This window comes from Alphaproteobacteria bacterium PA2, assembly GCA_002256425.1.
In the GTDB taxonomy this organism is placed as follows: Bacteria; Pseudomonadota; Alphaproteobacteria; order Caulobacterales; family Caulobacteraceae; genus Phenylobacterium.
Map to the genome: position 1 here is coordinate 1,479,720 of NKIZ01000001.1, position 17,244 is coordinate 1,496,963.

General features: G+C 63.6%; 17 protein-coding genes and 1 tRNA gene. 10 read left to right on the forward strand and 8 right to left on the reverse strand.

The window, feature by feature from the left end:
- Positions 1-37 precede the first annotated feature (37 nt).
- Entirely contained in the window at positions 38-1,924 is a 1,887-nt protein-coding gene (locus tag CFE28_07150; protein ID OYU69801.1) for a DNA primase, read from the forward strand.
- Between the two features lie 97 nt (positions 1,925-2,021).
- Positions 2,022-3,986 carry an RNA polymerase sigma factor RpoD gene (locus CFE28_07155; GenBank protein ID OYU69802.1) on the forward strand — a complete coding sequence of 655 codons (1,965 nt, stop codon included), beginning with the start codon at positions 2,022-2,024 and terminating at the stop codon, positions 3,984-3,986.
- Positions 3,987-4,056: 70 nt separating this feature from the next.
- Here CFE28_07155 and CFE28_07160 read toward each other — a convergent pair whose 3' ends face one another.
- Positions 4,057-4,677, reverse strand: coding sequence for a hypothetical protein (locus tag CFE28_07160; protein OYU69803.1), 621 nt, complete (start codon positions 4,675-4,677; stop codon positions 4,057-4,059).
- A 106-nt stretch (positions 4,678-4,783) separates the two neighbouring features.
- Here CFE28_07160 and CFE28_07165 point away from each other — a divergent pair, with 106 nt between their 5' ends.
- Positions 4,784-6,421 (forward strand): alkaline phosphatase, encoded by a 1,638-nt coding sequence (locus CFE28_07165; GenBank protein OYU69804.1) that lies wholly within the window; start codon positions 4,784-4,786, stop codon positions 6,419-6,421.
- On the opposite strand, the gene CFE28_07170 is transcribed toward CFE28_07165, so the two are convergent.
- Positions 6,418-6,639, reverse strand: coding sequence for a hypothetical protein (locus CFE28_07170; protein ID OYU69805.1), 222 nt, complete (start codon positions 6,637-6,639; stop codon positions 6,418-6,420). The genes CFE28_07165 and CFE28_07170 overlap by 4 nt on opposite strands.
- A gap of 144 nt (positions 6,640-6,783) precedes the next feature.
- Between CFE28_07170 and CFE28_07175 the strand changes: the two genes are divergently transcribed.
- Positions 6,784-7,122: a hypothetical protein gene (locus CFE28_07175; GenBank protein OYU69806.1), complete on the forward strand. Its 339-nt coding sequence runs from the start codon at positions 6,784-6,786 to the stop codon at positions 7,120-7,122.
- Between the two features lie 12 nt (positions 7,123-7,134).
- Here the strand turns inward: CFE28_07175 and CFE28_07180 are convergent, their stop codons facing one another.
- On the reverse strand, positions 7,135-8,406 hold the full coding sequence (locus tag CFE28_07180) for a hypothetical protein (GenBank protein ID OYU69807.1): 1,272 nt from the start codon (positions 8,404-8,406) through the stop codon (positions 7,135-7,137).
- Between the two features lie 136 nt (positions 8,407-8,542).
- Here CFE28_07180 and CFE28_07185 point away from each other — a divergent pair, with 136 nt between their 5' ends.
- Positions 8,543-9,001: a hypothetical protein gene (locus CFE28_07185; GenBank protein OYU69808.1), complete on the forward strand. Its 459-nt coding sequence runs from the start codon at positions 8,543-8,545 to the stop codon at positions 8,999-9,001.
- Between the two features lie 21 nt (positions 9,002-9,022).
- On the opposite strand, the gene CFE28_07190 is transcribed toward CFE28_07185, so the two are convergent.
- Positions 9,023-9,757, reverse strand: a complete 735-nt coding sequence (locus CFE28_07190) for a hypothetical protein (GenBank protein ID OYU69809.1) — start codon at positions 9,755-9,757, stop codon at positions 9,023-9,025.
- Positions 9,758-9,920: 163 nt separating this feature from the next.
- Between CFE28_07190 and CFE28_07195 the strand changes: the two genes are divergently transcribed.
- From CFE28_07195 to CFE28_07215, 5 genes are all read left to right on the forward strand, one after another.
- Positions 9,921-9,996: transfer RNA gene (locus CFE28_07195), tRNA-Met, on the forward strand.
- Between the two features lie 168 nt (positions 9,997-10,164).
- Positions 10,165-11,283: a low-complexity protein gene (locus tag CFE28_07200; protein OYU69810.1), complete on the forward strand. Its 1,119-nt coding sequence runs from the start codon at positions 10,165-10,167 to the stop codon at positions 11,281-11,283.
- 95 nt (positions 11,284-11,378) lie between these two features.
- Positions 11,379-13,712 (forward strand): hypothetical protein, encoded by a 2,334-nt coding sequence (locus tag CFE28_07205; protein OYU69811.1) that lies wholly within the window; start codon positions 11,379-11,381, stop codon positions 13,710-13,712.
- 60 nt (positions 13,713-13,772) lie between these two features.
- Positions 13,773-14,819 carry a hypothetical protein gene (locus CFE28_07210; GenBank protein OYU69812.1) on the forward strand — a complete coding sequence of 349 codons (1,047 nt, stop codon included), beginning with the start codon at positions 13,773-13,775 and terminating at the stop codon, positions 14,817-14,819.
- A complete protein-coding gene (locus CFE28_07215) occupies positions 14,816-15,088 on the forward strand; it encodes a type III secretion protein (GenBank protein ID OYU69813.1) in 273 nt (90 codons plus the stop codon). The genes CFE28_07210 and CFE28_07215 overlap by 4 nt, the downstream gene beginning before the upstream one ends.
- Before the next feature lies 1 nt (position 15,089).
- Here CFE28_07215 and CFE28_07220 read toward each other — a convergent pair whose 3' ends face one another.
- Genes CFE28_07220 through CFE28_07235 form a run of 4 tightly spaced genes read right to left on the reverse strand, consistent with a single transcriptional unit; the run spans position 15,090 to position 17,239 of the window.
- A complete protein-coding gene (locus tag CFE28_07220) occupies positions 15,090-15,752 on the reverse strand; it encodes a phosphoribosylformylglycinamidine synthase I (protein OYU69814.1) in 663 nt (220 codons plus the stop codon).
- A 9-nt stretch (positions 15,753-15,761) separates the two neighbouring features.
- Positions 15,762-16,232, reverse strand: coding sequence for a hypothetical protein (locus CFE28_07225; GenBank protein ID OYU69815.1), 471 nt, complete (start codon positions 16,230-16,232; stop codon positions 15,762-15,764).
- Positions 16,233-16,241: 9 nt separating this feature from the next.
- The gene (locus CFE28_07230; protein OYU69816.1) at positions 16,242-16,481 is read right to left on the reverse strand and encodes a phosphoribosylformylglycinamidine synthase; all 240 of its coding nucleotides are present in this window, start codon (positions 16,479-16,481) and stop codon (positions 16,242-16,244) included.
- Entirely contained in the window at positions 16,481-17,239 is a 759-nt protein-coding gene (locus CFE28_07235; GenBank protein ID OYU69817.1) for a phosphoribosylaminoimidazolesuccinocarboxamide synthase, read from the reverse strand. The genes CFE28_07230 and CFE28_07235 overlap by 1 nt, the downstream gene beginning before the upstream one ends.
- Between the last annotated feature and the right edge of the window lie 5 nt (positions 17,240-17,244).

Consider the following 17,244-nt stretch of genomic DNA (forward strand, 5'->3'; position numbering starts at 1 on the left):
GGTCGATTTTCAGGCTGATCGGCGCTATCCTTACGCGGTGCGCTTTGACGAACGTTTCATCGACGAGATCAAGTCCCGGCTTCGCCCCTCTGATGTGATCGGGCGGACCGTGAAGCTGCAGAAGCGTGGCCGCGAATATGTCGGTCTCTCGCCCTTCACCAAGGAGAAGACCCCGTCCTTCTACGTCAATGACGACAAGGGCCAGTTCTTCGACTTCTCGTCGGGCAAGACCGGGGACCTGATCTCCTTCCTGCAGGAAACCGAGCGGCTATCCTTTGCCGAGGCTGTCGAGAAACTGGCCGGGGAGGCGGGCCTGGCCCTGCCCGAAGTGGATCCACGGGCGGCCGAGCAGGAAAAGGTCCGTCAGGGCCTGTCCGAGTGGCTGGAAACCGCCGCCCAGTGGTTCAGCGCCGAACTGACCCGCCCGGTGGGCCGCGACGCCAGGGCCTATCTGGAAGGGCGGGGTCTACCCCAGGGCGAGTGGGCGCGTTTCCGCATCGGCTTTGCACCGTCAGGGCGAACGGCGCTAAAGGACTATCTGATCGCCAAGGGAGCTCGGCCCCACGAGCTGATCGAGGCGGGCCTGCTGGTGGCGCCCGAGGACGGCGGCGCGCCCTATGACCGGTTCAGGGACCGTATCATCTTTCCCATTACCGACCAGCGGGGCAGGGTGGTGTCCTTCGGCGGTCGCGCCATGGATCCCAAGGCCCGGGCCAAGTACCTGAACGGTCCCGAGACGGGTCTCTTCCACAAGGGCCACATGCTCTATGGCCTGGCGGAATCCCGGAAGATCATCGCCGCGGCGCCTTCAGATGCCCAGCCCATCCTGGCGGTGGTCGAAGGCTATATGGACGTCATCGCCTGCCAGAGGGCCGGGATCGCCGCCGTGGCGCCCATGGGCACCGCCCTGACTGAAGAACAGATGGAGGTCCTCTGGCGCCATCATCCCGAGCCCACCCTGTGTTTCGATGGCGACCGGGCCGGGATTGCAGCGGCCACCCGGGTGATTGACCGGGCCCTGCCCATCCTCAAGGCCGGCAAGAGTTTCCGCTTCGCCCTGGTCAGCGGCGGCAAGGACCCAGATGAAGTGCTGCGGGAGCAGGGGCCGGCAGCCCTGCGGGCCCAGCTTTCAGCGACGACGCCCTTTGTGGAGGCCCTGTTCCGCCGGGAGCATGACCTGGAGCCCCTGGATACTCCGGAGCGCAAGGCCGGCTTCAAGGCCCGCCTGCGCCAGGCCGCCAGCGCCATCGCCGACAAGGACCTTCAGCAGGCCTATCGCGATGATCTGCTGGGCCGGTATGACGCCGCCCTTCCGCGATCGGCCTCAGCTGGCGGCGGCGCAGCCCGCGAACCCTGGGTTCCCAACCGGCCCGGTCGGGGCGGGCGCTTCGCCAAGGGCAAGGAATGGATCGACCCGGCGCCGACCGCCCTTGGCCGGTCAGCGGCCCGAAGGCTGGCCTCTTCGCTGGACCTCATTCCTGCGGCCATGGCCCACTATGTGATCCTTGATCCGGTCGTGCTGGATGACCATCTGGAAGAAGATCTGGCGGCCCAGGGCTTCGGAGAACCGGCTTTGATCGAATTGACCAAGGAAATCATTCGTCTGCGACTTCAGTCGGAGCATCTTGACACTGCGACCCTCACACGCCATTTGGCATCCTGTGGGTTTAGCACCCTTCTGACAGACATCGACCGGGCCGCTGCGACATCGAGCGCGCCCATCCTGAAATCGGATGTCTCCCTCGAAGCCGCTAGATCTCAGTGGTCGCAAGCCTTCGCCCGTCTTTCCAGACTGGCGGCGCTCGACGAGGCTATAGCCGCCGCCAAGGGTCACCTGGGCGAGCCTTCGGCTATGGAAAACCTCGCACGCCTGAAGGGTGAGCGCGACGCACTGAAACGCGCGATTAGAGATTGGACAGAATGACGGCCTCGTCTGGCGCTTTTTTTTGCGCCGGACCGGGGCTCTTAACCATTTGCGGCCCGAGCCTTGCATGGGGATCGGATCGAATCCGGAGACGACGATGAGCAATACTGCAGAAGCTGAAGCACCAGAAACCTCCGGGGGCGATGGCCCGCTGCTCGACCTGACCGACGCCGGCGTCAAGAAGTTCATCAAGCAGGCCAAGGCCCGTGGTTATGTGACCATGGATGAGCTGAACAAGGTCCTGCCCAGCGAGGAAGTGACCTCCGAGGCCATCGAAGACACCCTGGCCATGCTGTCGGAAATGGGCGTCAACGTGGTTGAGGCTGAAGAGGACGCCGAAGGCGGCGACGTCGCCGTGCGGGAAGAGACCGCCGTCGTTGAAACCCCCAAGGAAGCCGCCTACGACCGCACCGATGACCCTGTCCGCATGTATCTGCGGGAAATGGGTTCAGTGGAACTGCTGTCCCGCGAAGGCGAAATCGCCATCGCCAAGCGCATCGAAGCCGGCCGCGACACCATGATCCGTGGCCTGTGCGAAAGCGCCCTGACCTTCGAAGCCATCATGGTGTGGCGCGAGGAACTGGGCACCGGTCGCATCCTGCTGCGGGAAGTCATCGACCTCGAGCAGACCTATGGCGGCATCAATGCTGCGGCCGCTGAACTGGCCCAGGCCGCCGAGAACGAGGCCCGCGAGGCCCGTGAGGCCGAAGCTGAAGCCAATCCCGATGTCACCGAGGACGGCGAAGCCATCGCCAAGTCCGAAAGCGACGACGATGATGATTTCGATGACGGCGCCGGCCCGACCATCAGCGCCATGGAAGGCGAACTGCGCGAAGGGGTCATGGCGACCCTGGACGCCATCGCCCTGGAATTCGACGCCTTCCGCGCCCTGCAGGAAAAGCTGGTGGGCAAGCGCCTCAAGGGCGAAGACCTGTCCGATGCTGACCGCAAGGCCTATGAAGTCGCTTCGACCGCCATTGTTCAGCACCTCAAGACCCTGAAGCTGAACAACAACCGGATCGAAGCCCTGGTTGAGCAGCTCTACGCCATCAACAAGCGCCTCATGGGGCTGGAAGGCCGCCTTCTGCGTCTGGCCGACAGCTATGGCATTTCCCGCGGCGAATTCCTCAAGGCCTATTTCGGCTCGGAACTGAACCCCAGCTGGACCGATCAGGTGAAGGCCCTGGGCGTCCGCTGGACCAAGTTCGCCGAGAACGACGTCGGCCAGATCGGCGTCATCCGCACCGAAATCGCCTCGCTCGCCACTGAAACCGGCGTGCCCATCGACGACTATCGCCGCATTGTCCATACGGTCCAGAAGGGCGAGCGCGAGGCCCGTCAGGCCAAGAAGGAAATGGTCGAGGCGAACCTGCGCCTCGTGATCTCCATCGCCAAGAAGTACACCAACCGCGGCCTGCAGTTCCTCGACCTGATCCAGGAAGGCAATATCGGCCTGATGAAGGCGGTCGATAAGTTCGAATATCGCCGCGGCTACAAGTTCTCGACCTATGCGACCTGGTGGATCCGTCAGGCCATCACCCGGTCCATCGCCGACCAGGCGCGCACCATCCGTATTCCGGTGCACATGATCGAGACCATCAACAAGATCGTCCGCACCTCGCGCCAGATGCTGCACGAGATCGGTCGCGAGCCGACCCCGGAAGAACTGGCCGAGAAGCTGGCCATGCCCCTGGAAAAGGTACGCAAGGTCCTGAAGATCGCCAAGGAGCCGATCAGCCTCGAAACCCCGATCGGGGATGAAGAAGACTCCCACCTGGGCGACTTCATCGAGGACAAGAACGCCATCCTGCCCATCGACGCGGCCATCCAGTCCAACCTGCGGGAAACCACCACCCGGGTCCTGGCCAGCCTGACGCCGCGGGAAGAGCGGGTACTGCGCATGCGTTTCGGTATCGGCATGAATACCGACCACACCCTGGAAGAAGTCGGCCAGCAGTTCAGCGTCACCCGCGAACGGATCCGCCAGATCGAAGCCAAGGCCCTGCGCAAGCTCAAGCACCCCAGCCGCAGCCGCAAGCTGCGGAGCTTCCTGGACAGCTAGGTCCCAGGCAGATCAGAAGATTGACGAGTCCCTTCGCCGAAAGGCGAGGGGGCTTTTCTTTTGGCGGCCACTAACGCCAGGCGTAGTTGAAACTCACCGAAACCCGCTCGGTCTTCGCGGCATTTGCGACCACCTCGTGGCGGAGCCAACTCTCCCAGAGGAAGACCGTGCCGGGGGAGGGCTTCAGATAGACGAAGGTCTTCGCCGTCTCGTCGCAGTCGTCAAGGCGCGGCGGGGAGGCCATCATCATGGGCAATCGGGGGTCTTCCAGCTTCAGCGCGCCGGCGCCGGGCGGAGTTTCCACATAGATGGTGCCGGATATCACACTGTGCGGGTGGATATGGCCGGAGTGTGCAGCGCCGGGCTTGAGGATATTGACCCACAGGCTGTCCATCTTCAGCTTTCCGCCGCCGAGATCCAGTTGCAGGTCCCTGGCGAAGGCCGCCACGTGCTTGTCCAGCTTGGCCTTCAGCGCGCCGAAGACACTGGCCCTCTGTGGCAGGTCGTTCAGCGAGGCATAGGAGGTATAGCCGCCATAGGCATTAGCCTTGCACCAGGCGCGTCCGGCCTTGTCTTCTGCCGCCAGCATGTCGCAGGCCTCGGCCAGTTCGCCGCGAAAAGCATCAAATCCGCGTTCCGCAGCGATTGAGGCCTCATAGACCTGGGTGACGAAGAGGGGCCGTGTGACCATGGGCGCGCTGTTTCCGGCAGGGACTGTTGTCAAAGCTTCGCTTGTTTGACCTATCCCCGGTCTCTAGCCTTGATCCAATTCACAGTCCCGGGATTCTTGAGGTTTCATGTCGCGTTCCGCCCTAGCCGCCCTCGGTCTCCTGGCCCTTTCGATCAGTCCTGTGGCGCAGGCTGAGCCCGTCAAACCCAAGCTGATTGTCGCCATAAGTGTCGACCAGTTCAGCTCGAACCTGTTTGATGATTGGCGTGGGCAATATGTGGCCGGCCTTGGGCGACTGTCGCAGGGGGTAATCTATACCAGCGGTTATCAGACCCACGCTTCGACCGAGACCTGCCCGGGTCACTCGACCCTGCTGACCGGCAAGCACCCCAGCAAGACCGGGATCGTGTCCAATGCCTACCGGGACGAAGCCACCGGCAAACCGGTCTACTGCGTCAATGATCCCACTGTTGTTCTTGCCCATGATCCCAAGGCTCAGCCGGTTGGGCCAAAACGCCTGCTGGCGACCACCCTGGGCGACTGGTTGAAGGCGGTCTCGCCGGAAAGCCGCGTCCTGGCGGTGTCCGCCAAGGATCGCGCCGCCATCACCATGGCCGGACACAAGGCCGACGGCGTCTTCTGGCTGGTGGAAGGCAGGGGGTTCACCACCTACATGGCGCCGGGCGCCGATGCGGCCAAGGCCCTCGCCCCCCTGGCGGCCTACAATGCAGAACTGGCGCCGGTCTGGACCAAGAGACCCAGATGGACCTATCAGCACGCGGACTGCAGGGCCAAGGCCGCAAACTGGACAGTCAACGGCAAGACCTTCGAGTCCCGCCTGCCGCCCACCGGCTGGGGCGAGTCTGATGATCCGGTGGTCATCAAGTCCCAGGTTGTCGCTTCACCCATGGCCGACGAAATGACCGGCGAGGCCGCCCGCCGCCTGATCCGCGCTTACAAGCTGGGCAAGGGTCCGGCGCCGGACCTGCTGGCCGTCAGCTTCTCGGCCACCGACTTTGTCGGCCATCGCTATGGCACCCGTGGTCCGGAAATGTGCGAGCAGATGCATCGGCTGGATGAAACCATCGGCCGCCTGCTTTCCGAAGTGGACCGGTTGAAGGTTCCCTACATGGTCGTGCTCAGCGCCGACCATGGCGGATCTGATTTCACCGAGCGCCTTCATGACGAGGGTTTCCCCATGGCCAGCCGTGTGACCTCGGCCACGATCATGACCCGGGTCAACGCCATCCTCATGACTGAGTTGGGGCTGAAGACTGCGCCGCTCAGCGGCTCTGTGGAAGAGTCGGAAATCGTCGGCGTCCCGGACGCTGACAGGGAAAAGGTGGCTGAAGCTGCGGCCCGGATCATGTCGGCCCAGCCCGAGATCGCCGGCGCCTACACCCAGAAGGATCTGCTGGCCAGTCCTGTCCGCCAGGGAATTCCCCCAGACGAATTGACCCTGAAGGAGCGGTTTTCCCTCAGCGTCTTTGCCGGTCGGTCGCCTGATCTTCTGGCGGCGGTCAAGCCTCAGTCCACCCTGTCGCCACCTATTCCTGGGGTGCTTGTGGCCAGTCATGGCTCACCCTGGGATTATGATCGTCGGGTGCCAATGCTGTTCTGGTGGCCGGGCGTGAAGCCGCAGGCGCGGTTCTTGCCGGTGGAGACTGTGGATATCGCCCCCACACTGGCGGCGGCCTGGGGGTTGACCCTGCCGGCGGACCTTGATGGCCGGTGTCTGGCCCTGGCGGCCGAGCGGCCCTGTTAGGCGAGTATATCCAGCAGGGTTTGCTGCATGTCGTCGGCGGTCTTGAGGACCGCGATATTGGCCTTGAAGGCGGAGGATGCCGAGATCTGCTCCACCGCTTCTACGGCCAGATCGATGTTTGCATCCGGACTGCCCCACATGGCCGTCCGCTGGGCCGAGGCTTCAAAACGCTGACTGGCGGCGAAAAGTCCGTACTGGGCGGTCGCGATGGGGTTCATGATTGGGTCCTCTGACCCTAACCTGCATCGTCCGCAGTAAAGGTTTCCCCAGCGAACATGGTGAATCCTTTGGCGTGTTTCCTCGATGCGTCAGGCAGAACCCGTGCTAGCGTCTGTGGGTTCTCTGACCTCACGGAGCGTCACATGAAGACTCTTGCCCTTGTTTTCGCCCTGGCTCTTGCCGGCGCAGCCTCCGCAGCAACATCGTCCACGCCGACCAGGACCCAGATCTGCCTGGATGTCTCTGGCGCGACCTTGCCGGTGGTCTGCAGCGTACCCAGCAGTCGGCTGGATAACCGCGAATACTTCTGTTCATGCCCTGACGGGGAGCGTGTGGACGTTGCCATCTGCCCGGCTGGTGTCAAACCACCCGTCGAGAATCTGGCCCTGGACCGCGCCCGCCGGGCGGCCGTCCGCGACGGCAGCCTGATGGGCGACCGCATTGGCGACCGCCCCATCTGCATGGCGCCCAGAAACCCTTAGGGAAAGTAATCCCTAGAGGGTGGCCTTGCCCAGGGCGGCATAGGTCAGCTTCTGGAAAATCGGCAGGGCGGCGCGGCCGCCCATGCGCTGACCCGTGGCCAGCTGGCTGGCGGCCTCGGGGCTGAGGTCCATGGAATTCTGGATCAGATAGATCATCACCATGTCCTCTTCGGGGTCGGCCTGCCACCAGGTGCCAAAGGCGCCCGGCCAGCCAAATGAGCCGTTTGAGCCGGCGCCCATCCAGGCCTGCTTTTCAGCATCCGTGATGACTGAAACTCCGAGACCAAAGCCCTGACCCATCCAGAAGGGAATGCCCATGAAGGGGATTTCCCGCTGGGCCGGGGTCAGGCGGTTGGCGACCATCATGTCGAAGGTGTCGGCCTTGATCAGGCGCACGCCGTTCAGTTCGCCCTTGCCCAGCATCATCCGTGCAAAGGCCAGATAGTCATCAACCGACGAGATCAGGCCGCCGCCGCCGCCGGTGAAGGAGGGGCGGTGGTCGTCGTGCGGGAAGGAGACATCGACCATGGCGTCGATCTTCGGGTCGATCTTGTAGAGGCTGGCCATGCGGCTGCGCTTTTCCGGCGGACACCAGAAGTCGGTATCGACCATGCCCAGGGGCCCGAAGATCCGCTCCTGCAGGAGGTCAGCCAGGGTCTTGCCCTCGATCCGGGCGATCATGAAGCCCAGCAGGTCGGTGGCGTGGCTGTAGTGGAAACGCTCACCGGGGGGATAGAGCAGGGGCAGTTCCGACAGGCGCTTGATCCAGATGTCTGGACCGTGCGGATTGGCCAGGGGCGAACCCAGGGCCTTCTCGTAGGCATGGGCGATGGGGCCGACGGATGTGAAGCCATAGGCCAGGCCCGAACGGTGGGTCATCAGGTCTTCGACCGTGATGTCTCGCGGGGAGTCATAGACGTCGTCCACGGCGCCCAACGCGTCCTTCATCACCTTCATGCCCGAAAACTCCGGCAGCCATTTGGTGACGGGATCGTCCAGCTTCAGCTTGCCTTCCTCCATCAGCATCAGGGTGGCGATGGAGGTGACCGGCTTGGTCATGGAAGCGATGCGGAACAGGGTGTCCCTGGTCATGGGCGCCTTGGTGGCCACATCGCGACAGCCCAGGGTGTTCAGCTGGACCACTTCGCCCTTGCGCCAGATCATGGTGACGAAGCCGGAAAGGTCGCCAGCATCCACGACACCCTGCAGGGCGCCCGGGATGCGGCTCAACATGGCCTCGTCAAAGGCTGCGCCGCCGCTCTTGGTCACTTGATCGCCATCCATGGCTGACTCCCTTTGTCGTTCCGGACCTGAGCCGGGTGTTCGATCGTCATTGCGCCGGTTGACGTGGGGCGCGTCAAGGCTTCGATCCACGGCGAGTCTGGTCTAGTCTGCCCGCAGAGTGAAGTGTGAGGTTCCAATGATCCGTCGGGTGGCGTCCATCCTGGCCTGTGTCGCGGCCCTGTCCGCCTGCGCGCCCCCCCTGCCAAAGGGTGTCTCGGCTTCGGACCTCGAAGCCGCGCTCGACGACAAGGTGGGCGACCTCAACACCTGCGTGCTGATCGCAAAGGCCGGCAGCGGAGACCTGGTTTATCGCTACGGCACCCATGTGGCCTGTGGCACGGCCTGGCCAACCTGCCTGGGGACCAGCCTGACAACGGCCGACGCCCAATTGGCTCCGGTCTCCAGATCACGATCAGCCTCGAACCTCAGCTGCCTTACCAAGCCGGACGGATCCAGATCGGTGGCCTGGGCGACCGGCGCCGTCGAGGGTCATGCGGATCTGGTGTTTGTAGCCGTGATGGAGGGGACCACGACCCCGCCTGGCATGGTTGTGGCCGAACATCTGGCCAGCGCCTTCAGGTCGGCGGGCTTCTGAGGAAACCCGCCGCCGTCTTCGCTACTTGTTGAGCTCGTAGACCGCTGAAACGTCGATCCTCAGGCTCAGTTCTCCGCCGGCGACAGGGCTGCCAGCATCCTTTTCCATGCGCGCCATGGCCATCATCGGCATGGGCTGAGGCGCCTGGTACCCGCCGCTTTCGCTGAGGGACACCAGCCGGGCGACCTTGTAGCCGCTGGCGTTGGCGTAAAGGTTGGCCTTGGCCAGCAGGGCCTTGACCGCCTTCTGGCGGGCAGCGTCTTCAGCGGCGCTGGGATCGCTGACGCCAAAGCTGATGCCATTCACCTGATTGACCCCGGCCTTGACCGTGGCGTCCACAGCCTGGCCAAGCTTCTTCAGGTCGTGGACGATGATGGTCACGGTATTCGTCGCCTGATAGCCGCGCAGCTTTGGCGACTGGTTGGCCTCATAGTCATACTGGGCGTTCAGGCTGAGGTTGGAGGTCTGGATGTCCTTGGCGGCGACGCCGGCGGCGGTCAGGGCGGTCATCACCCGGTTCATCTGGGCGGCATTGGCGGTCAGGGCCTGGGCTGCGGTCGGTGCGTCAGTATTGACGCCCAGACTTATGCTGGCCATGTCCGGGGCAATTCTGGTTTCGCCATAGGCGGACAGGTTCAGGGTCGTAGCGTGAAACAAGGTGTCTCCGGCTGAAGGGGATTGGGCGAAGGCCGCCGGGGTGACCCAGGCGGTGGCCAGAAGCGCGCCCATCAGGGTGGCGGCGGCGAAGGTCTTCATTTGGCGTCTCCTTGGTCTGATCGTGCCGCAAAGGCTGGTCTGATCCTGCGGCGATCGTAAGGCGAAGCCGCAGTCTCGGGAACAGGTCTGACAGGTCGAATATGAACCTAGGCTTTAAGCGGCGTGCAGCCCGTGCTAACCGGCTCTTCCGCTTCGCTGAAACGGGCCTGTAGCTCAATGGTTAGAGCCGACCGCTCATAACGGTCTGGTTGTAGGTTCGAGTCCTACCGGGCCCACCAGCGTGCGAAGTTGTATTTGACCCTCGGTTGAAAGTTTCAACTCCCGAATGGTGTCAAAGTGTCGCATGCTTAACGGTGTATTTACCGGAATACCGCGTTCTGGGTGCGCCAAAACGTCGCGGGTCTGCATCTCCCGATTGTGCCTGGCCAGGAAAGCGGGAGAGCCAAATGCTGTTGGACAGGAGTGCTCTGGATGGGGAAGCCCTTCCACTTGAAGCCGCTGTCTTTGAGCGCATGGTCAAGGCGCATGAAGACCTGATCACCGGCAGAAGTGGCGGTGCGCGGCTCATCGCGAGATTCATCATCGCCCAGAACTTCCGTTGCGATCGCCGCAATCTGGCTGATTGTGACATGACCGGCTCGGTCCTTGAGGGAACAACCTTTGTCGGCACGAACCTGCAGCGGGCCGCCCTTTACTGCGCCGACCTGACCCGATGCGACTTCAGGGGTGCGCGCCTGGATCGCGCCGATCTGCGGGGCAGCACTTTTGTAGGGGCCAAGATGGAGGGCTCCATCCTGGATGAGGCCGACATGCGTCCAGCGACCCTGTGCGCCGCAGACGACGTGCTTGGTCTTCGCTGGCGTGCCGGGGCCGGATTCGGCGGCGGCGGGCTCAGCCCGGGAAATCCCGACATGGTGGAAGCCTTCGCCGTCAATTTCAGCAACTGCTCAATGCGCGGCGTGCGTCTGCGCAACGCCAATCTGAAGAACGCCATCTTCACGGACGCCAATCTCGATGGCGCCGACCTTTATGGGGCTCGACTGGATGGAGCGACCTTCCGCGGCGCCATCCTGACCAATATCGACCTGGATGATCTGCGCATTCCGGCCGCCGCCCTGGAGGGTTGCGTCACCGATCCGACGCCCGAAGCCGCCCGGCGCTCGGACATGATCCGCCAGGAGCTCAGCCTGGCGGAGGAGTGGGTCCGGACCAATGGTCGCCATGGTCGGCCCGCCAATCTCGATGAGTTTGACCTCCGGGTTGCGCCAACCGCCTTCCAGAAGCGCGAACTCGTCGGCTTCAGCGCGCGCCGTTGCATGGCGATCGGTGTCGACTTTTCCGAAACGAGGTTTCCTGGCGCGAATTTCGATGGCGCCGATCTCCGTGGGGCCGTCTTCAGGGATGCCGATCTGAGAGGCGCTTCCTTCCGCGGCGCCAATCTGATGCACGCCAACTTCCTGGGCGCAAATCTGGGCGCCCTGCCGCTTCGGGATGGCCGGAAGCGCGGCGTCCAGTTCGACGGCGCCAAGCTGGACGGCACGGGCATGCGCCTGGAACTGATCTGATCCGCCCGCAGGCTGCGCAAGACAGGCGTTGACGAAGCAGCCACTTCCTCCGACACCATGACCCCAATAGCGGCAAGGTCCGCAGTGGGGGAAACATGCGTAATCTCTTGGCGTCGACGAGCCTCGCCGTCCTGGTTCTGGCGGGCCCGAACCTGGCCCATGCCGCCGGGATCAAGGTGGAAATCGCCCGGACAGCCTATGGCATTCCCCATGTCCTGGCCCGCGACTATGCCAGCCTGGGCTATGGCGAGGCCTATGCCTACCTGCAGGACAATCTCTGCCTGATCGCCGACAAGGTGGTCACGGTGAATGGCGATCGGTCGAAATACTTCGGCGCTGATGAGACCACGACCATCGCCTTTTCTCCGGTGAAGAACTTCGAAGCCGATCTGTTCTTCAAGGCCAATCTGGACATCGTCGCCCTCCGCAAGGCCTTCACCAGGGTCTCGCCGGACTACCAGAATCTCGTTCGCGGCTATGTGGCCGGCTATAACCGCTATCTGCGAGACCACCCCGCGGCCTCGCGTCCGGAAGGGTGCCGGGAAGACTGGATTCGAGCCATCAATCTTGACGACATGCTGCGGCTCACAGAGGAGCGGATGATCCAGGCCAGTGGGGCGGCCTGGCTGAAGCAGGCGGTCACCGCAGCGCCGCCGAACAGCCCGGCGCCCAAGGTCGGCGACATGGCCCAGGTCGGGCTGCCACTGGAACCGGAGACCTTCGGCCTGGGCTCGAACGGCTGGGCCTTCGGAAGTGCGGTGACGGCCAACAAGTCCGGCGTTCTGCTGGGCAATCCGCATTTCCCCTGGGAAACCACCAACCGCTTCTACGAAATGCACCTGACCATTCCAGGCAAGATCGACGCCATGGGCGTGACCATCGGCGGCGCGCCAGGCATGTCGATCGGGTTCAACAAGGATGTCGCCTGGACCCATACGGTCTCTACCGACAGGCATTTTACGGTGTTTGAGCTGACCCTCGATCCCAAGGATCCCAAGGCCTATCTGGTGGACGGCAAGTCCGAGCCCATGGCCGCCCGGACCATCTCGGTTGAGGTGAAGGGCGAGGCGACGCCCCGGACCCGGACCCTCTATTCGACCCGGTATGGACCTGTGGTGGTCATGCCCCAGGTGGGAGTCAATTGGACGGCCAGTCGGGCCTACGCCCTGAAGGACGCCAACATGAACAATCTGCGGTCAGGGGATGTCTGGCTCAACATCGCCCGCGCCCGACGGGTCGGCGAGATCAAGGCTACGATTGAAAAGACCCTGGGCATTCCCTGGGTGAACACCATCGCCGCCGACCGGGCGGGGCAGGTCCTTTATGCCGATGTCACGGCCACGCCGAACGTTTCGGCCGACAAACTGAAGGCCTGTGCGCCTCTTTCGGGCCTTGGGCCAATGGCCGCCAGCGCGCGCATCTACATGCTGGATGGCGCCAGGGCCGCCTGCGACTGGGACAATGCACCGGGTACGCCGGCGCCCGGACTGCTGGCCGGCGCCTCCATGCCGTCCATGATCCGCACCGACTATGTGGCCAACAGCAATGACAGCTACTGGCTGACCAATGCCCGTGCGCCCATGACCGGGCAGCCGCCCATCGTCGGGCCTACCGCCATCGCGCAGAACCTGCGAACCCGCTCTGGCCTGATGGAGATCGAGGCCCGGCTGGCAGGGCAGGATGGATTGCCCGGGCGGGAAGTGGATCCGGCATCGGTGCAGTCCATGCTCTATCGCAACCGGAATCTGGCCGCTGACCTGGTCCTGGGCGACCTTGCGAAGATCTGCGAAGGCTCGCCCATCGCCACCCTGGCCTCGGGAAAGACCGTTGATCTGACACGGGCTTGCGCGGTCCTGGCAAGCTGGGACCGGCGCATGAACCTGGAGAGCGTCGGGGCCCATCTCTTCGTGGAATTCTGGCGGAATGCCGAAAAGATTCCGGGCGTCTGGGCGACGCCGTTCGATCCGGCAGACCCGGTGCACACGCCCTCCGGGCTGAAGACTGCCGGGCCGTCCGCTGACAAGGTCAGGCTGGCCCTGGCCCAGGCAGTTGACCTGCTGGACGCGGCGAAAATCCCCCTGGACGCCCCCTGGGGTCAGGTTCAGGTCGCCATCCGGGGTGATCTGAAAATCCCGGTTCACGGCGGTGAAGGCACTGACGGCGTGCTCAACGCCCAGCAATCAAAACTGGTCCCCGGCCTGGGTTACGTGCCCTTCCATGGTTCCAGCTATATCCAGGTGGTGACCTTTGATGAGAAGGGGCCGGTGACGGACGCCATACTGACCTACAGCCAGGCCACGGATCCAAAATCGCCGCACTTTGCAGACCAGACCCTGCTGAACGCGAAGAAGGGCTGGGTGCGGCTGCCCTATCATCGCGCCGACATAGCAGCCGATCCTCAGGTGAGCCGAATTTCCCTAAGGGAATAGGTATCTTAAGACCGCATTCACCATAGTTTCCTAGCCTGCGATCCAGGAAGGATCCTGCGCTTGAGCCTGAATCCGATCGAAGATGTCAGTCGGACCCTGGCGGTCCTGGCCGAGCAGGCGGTCACTCGCGTCCACGGCGGCCTTCCTGCGCCTGCCGGGGCCCTGGCCCATGGGGATATCCCGGCCCAGCCTGCTGCTGATCCCCATGCCCCAGCCCGGACATTGCGCGCCCTGGTCCTCTCCCAGGCCGGGCTTGAAGCTGTGGTCCGCCAGGATGGCCTTGGACACCTGATGGCCGAACTGGAGAGCGCCCTGGAGGGCAAGGCCCTGCCAGAGTCCATGGGTGCGGAGGTCGATCGGGTTGTAAGCCGCCTGGCGCCTTTGACCTCATCCATAAAGGGTGCGGATGTCGAGGCGGCCCTTCGCCACTCAGGCCTGTTGCTTGAAGCCGGTCTCGCCCAGCACCCCAATGACCCACCGCAGGACCTGAAATCAGCCTTGCTGCTGTTGAGGCAGGCCCTGGCCCTGCCGCCCGGTCCGCGGAGGACCACAGGGGCGGTTCGCCCGCCGCCGCCCTATGCCGGCGGCCCTATTTCCGGTCAGCCTGCCTATACCGAGCCCATGGACCTGGACGCGCCCGCAGATGTTCGCCGGCAAAGACTGGCCGATGCGGTGGACGGCGCCCTGGCCCGGATTGAGCTGGAGCAGATCGCAAGCCTTCCGCAGAAGGAGTCTGATCCGACGGTCTGGCGGTTTGAGGCGCCCGTCGCCACACAGAATGGCGCAAGCATTGCGCAGTTTGAGATCCAGCGTGAAAGTCATGGCCGTAGCTCCGGGGCGCCGGCAGCGGCCACCTGGCGCGTCAGGTTTGGTCTGGACATAGCGCCCTTCGGTCCCGTCAGCGCCAATCTGAACCTGACTGGCGAGCATCTTGGCGTGGCCATCTGGGTCCAGAATTCCGAGGCGGCGGAGGCTCTCAGGGCCCAGGCGCCAGAACTGGCCCGGGGTCTTCTGGGGCCAGGCCTGGAGGTCGATGTGGCTGTCTATCATGGGTCGCCCAGCGCAGCCCCGACCTCGGCCGGCCGCCTGCTGGATACCGCCATATGAGCCGGGAACCGGGCCCTCCCAAGCCGACCATTGCGGTCGCCCTGCACTATGACGCCCCTGACGCCCCCAAGGTCGTGGCGGTTGGGCGTGGTCTGATCGGCGAAAGGATCGTCGCTACGGCCAGGGCGCACGGGGTCCCGTTGAGCGAGAATGCGCCGCTGGCGGAAGCGCTTTCAACGCTCGAAGTCGACACGGAAATTCCGGAGCAGCTCTATTCGGCGGTGGCCGAGATTCTGGCCTTCCTGATGAAGGCTTCGAAGGCGGCCTAGATCAGGCGCTGGCCAGGGCGCTCTGGAAGAGGATGGCCCCGTCCGCCGATCCCAGTTCAGCCTCGAAGGCGCGATCCGGGTGAGGCATCAGGCCAAGGACATTTCCCTTGCCATTGATGATGCCGGCGATGTTGGCCGTCGATCCGTTGGGATTGTCGAGATAGCGGAAGACCACCTGACCCTCGCCTTCGATGCGGGCCAGGGTTTCAGCGTCTGCGAAGAAGTTCCCCTCGCCATTGCCGACGGTCATGGTGACTTCCCGGCGACCGCCATATCCGGCAGTGAACCTGGTCTGGGCATTGGCGACCTCGAGGTCGACGGCCTTGCAGACATATTTCAGGTGCTCGTTCCGCAGCAGGGCGCCCGGCAGGAGCCCCGCCTCGCACAGGATCTGGAAGCCGTTGCAGATACCAACTGTCGCCACGCCACGCTCGGCGGCCGCCTTTACTTCCGTCATGACCGGCGAAAGGGCCGCCATGGCGCCGCAACGCAGATAGTCGCCGTAGGAAAAGCCGCCCGGCAGGACAATCAGGTCCAGACCCGAGGGCAGGACCGTTTCACCATGCCAGACCATGTCCACCCTGGCGCCCGTAGAGCGCTCTATGGCGACCTTGCAATCCCGGTCGCAGTTGGACCCCGGGAAGACGATGACAGCGGCTTTCATGAGGGTTCTCTAGACTGCATCGGCGCGGTTGACGAGGGGAGGCGGGAAGCGGTTTGCGAAATCGAAGGCATGCTCGGTCGGGCCATTGGCGGCGAGATCCGCCAGCCTGGCCTCGCCCTCGATATCGGTGGGCGTGTGGTCCTTAGGAATCCACCAGAGCACGAAGGATGGCCCTGACCGGGGATGGAACCAGGCTTCACGGTTTCGCACATAGAGCCGGTGTTCTGTCCTGTAGGCAAAGGCCGCGAGGGCTTCGGCAGACTCCCAGACCGTCAGATTGACGATGTATTGCGGGTTCTGCTCAGGCGCTGGCGTGGCGGAGTCGAAGCCTTCCCCCTTGGCGCGCCAGACGAAGCCAGGCTGGGCTTCTCCTAGGGCATTGATGGCGTCCAGGGCGTTACGGAATTCTGCGCTCTCGGCTGACTCCAAGGGCGCCTTCAGGGTCGCAACATTGTATTGAGCCAGAAGGTGGCGCCCCATCAATGTGCCTCAGCCCACTTCCACCCGGTAGCTTTCGATCACGGTGTTGGCGAGCAGCTTTTCGCACATGGCCTTGACCTCCGCCTCAGCGGCGGCGGGGTCGGTCTGGCTGAGGTCGAATTCGATGGTGCGGCCGACGCGGACGCCCGCCACATCAGACCAGCCGAGACCATGCAGGGCGTTCTCCACCGCCTTGCCGGCGACATCCAGAACCCCGGGCTTCAGGAAAACATGCACCTTGGCGCGCATCAGTGGAGGCCTCCTTGAATCACGGTCGGCATCTCCTTCATGATTCCGAGCCGCCGCGCGACCTCTGTATAGTTCTCGATGACATCGCCCAAGTCCCGACGGAAGCGGTCCTTGTCCATTTTTTCCAGGGTCTGGGAGTCCCACAGCCGGCATGTGTCCGGGCTGATTTCGTCGGCCAGGACCACCCGGGAGAAGTCGTTCTCCCAGAGCCGCCCGAACTCCAGTTTGAAATCAATGAGATTGATGCCGACAGCCCCGAAGGCGCCGCTCAGGAAGTCATTCACGCGCAGGGACAGGGCCATCATGTCGTCAATCTCCTGGGTGGTGGCCCAGTTGAAGGCGGTGATGTGCTCTTCGGTGACCATAGGGTTCGAGAGCTTGTCGTCCTTGAGGTAGAATTCGATGATGGAGCGCGGGAGGGCTTGGCCTTCCGGCAGGCCGAAACGGTTGGACAGGCTTCCGGCGGCGGCGTTTCGGACCACCACCTGCAAGGGGATGATTTCCAGCTCGCGGATCAGCTGTTCGCGCAGGTTCAGGCGCCGGATGAGATGGTTCTGGATGCCCACCGTGTTCAGGCGGGTCATGAAATACTCGCTGATCCGGTTGTTGATGACGCCCTTGCCTTCCAGGACAGCCTTTTTCTCGCTGTTGAAAGCGGTGGTGTCGTCCTTGAAGTACTGGATCAGCGTACCCGGCTCGGGACCCTCGAACAGGATCTTGCCCTTGCCTTCATAGATCTTTTTGCGGCGGGTGCTCATGGGCT

Excerpts from the sequence above, each read along its gene's own strand:
- CFE28_07215 (OYU69813.1), top strand. The coding sequence starts at position 14,816 with ATGAGCCGGGAACCGGGCCCTCCCAAGCCGACCATTGCGGTCGCCCTG.
- CFE28_07205 (OYU69811.1), top strand. The coding sequence starts at position 11,379 with ATGCGTAATCTCTTGGCGTCGACGAGCCTCGCCGTCCTGGTTCTGGCG.
- CFE28_07160 (OYU69803.1), bottom strand. The coding sequence starts at position 4,677 with ATGGTCACACGGCCCCTCTTCGTCACCCAGGTCTATGAGGCCTCAATC.
- CFE28_07155 (OYU69802.1), top strand. The coding sequence starts at position 2,022 with ATGAGCAATACTGCAGAAGCTGAAGCACCAGAAACCTCCGGGGGCGAT.
- CFE28_07230 (OYU69816.1), bottom strand. The coding sequence starts at position 16,481 with ATGCGCGCCAAGGTGCATGTTTTCCTGAAGCCCGGGGTTCTGGATGTC.
- CFE28_07225 (OYU69815.1), bottom strand. The coding sequence starts at position 16,232 with ATGGGGCGCCACCTTCTGGCTCAATACAATGTTGCGACCCTGAAGGCG.
- CFE28_07200 (OYU69810.1), top strand. The coding sequence starts at position 10,165 with ATGCTGTTGGACAGGAGTGCTCTGGATGGGGAAGCCCTTCCACTTGAA.
- CFE28_07220 (OYU69814.1), bottom strand. The coding sequence starts at position 15,752 with ATGAAAGCCGCTGTCATCGTCTTCCCGGGGTCCAACTGCGACCGGGAT.
- CFE28_07180 (OYU69807.1), bottom strand. The coding sequence starts at position 8,406 with ATGGATGGCGATCAAGTGACCAAGAGCGGCGGCGCAGCCTTTGACGAG.
- CFE28_07170 (OYU69805.1), bottom strand. The coding sequence starts at position 6,639 with ATGAACCCCATCGCGACCGCCCAGTACGGACTTTTCGCCGCCAGTCAG.
- CFE28_07185 (OYU69808.1), top strand. The coding sequence starts at position 8,543 with ATGATCCGTCGGGTGGCGTCCATCCTGGCCTGTGTCGCGGCCCTGTCC.
- CFE28_07175 (OYU69806.1), top strand. The coding sequence starts at position 6,784 with ATGAAGACTCTTGCCCTTGTTTTCGCCCTGGCTCTTGCCGGCGCAGCC.
- CFE28_07190 (OYU69809.1), bottom strand. The coding sequence starts at position 9,757 with ATGAAGACCTTCGCCGCCGCCACCCTGATGGGCGCGCTTCTGGCCACC.
- CFE28_07235 (OYU69817.1), bottom strand. The coding sequence starts at position 17,239 with ATGAGCACCCGCCGCAAAAAGATCTATGAAGGCAAGGGCAAGATCCTG.
- CFE28_07165 (OYU69804.1), top strand. The coding sequence starts at position 4,784 with ATGTCGCGTTCCGCCCTAGCCGCCCTCGGTCTCCTGGCCCTTTCGATC.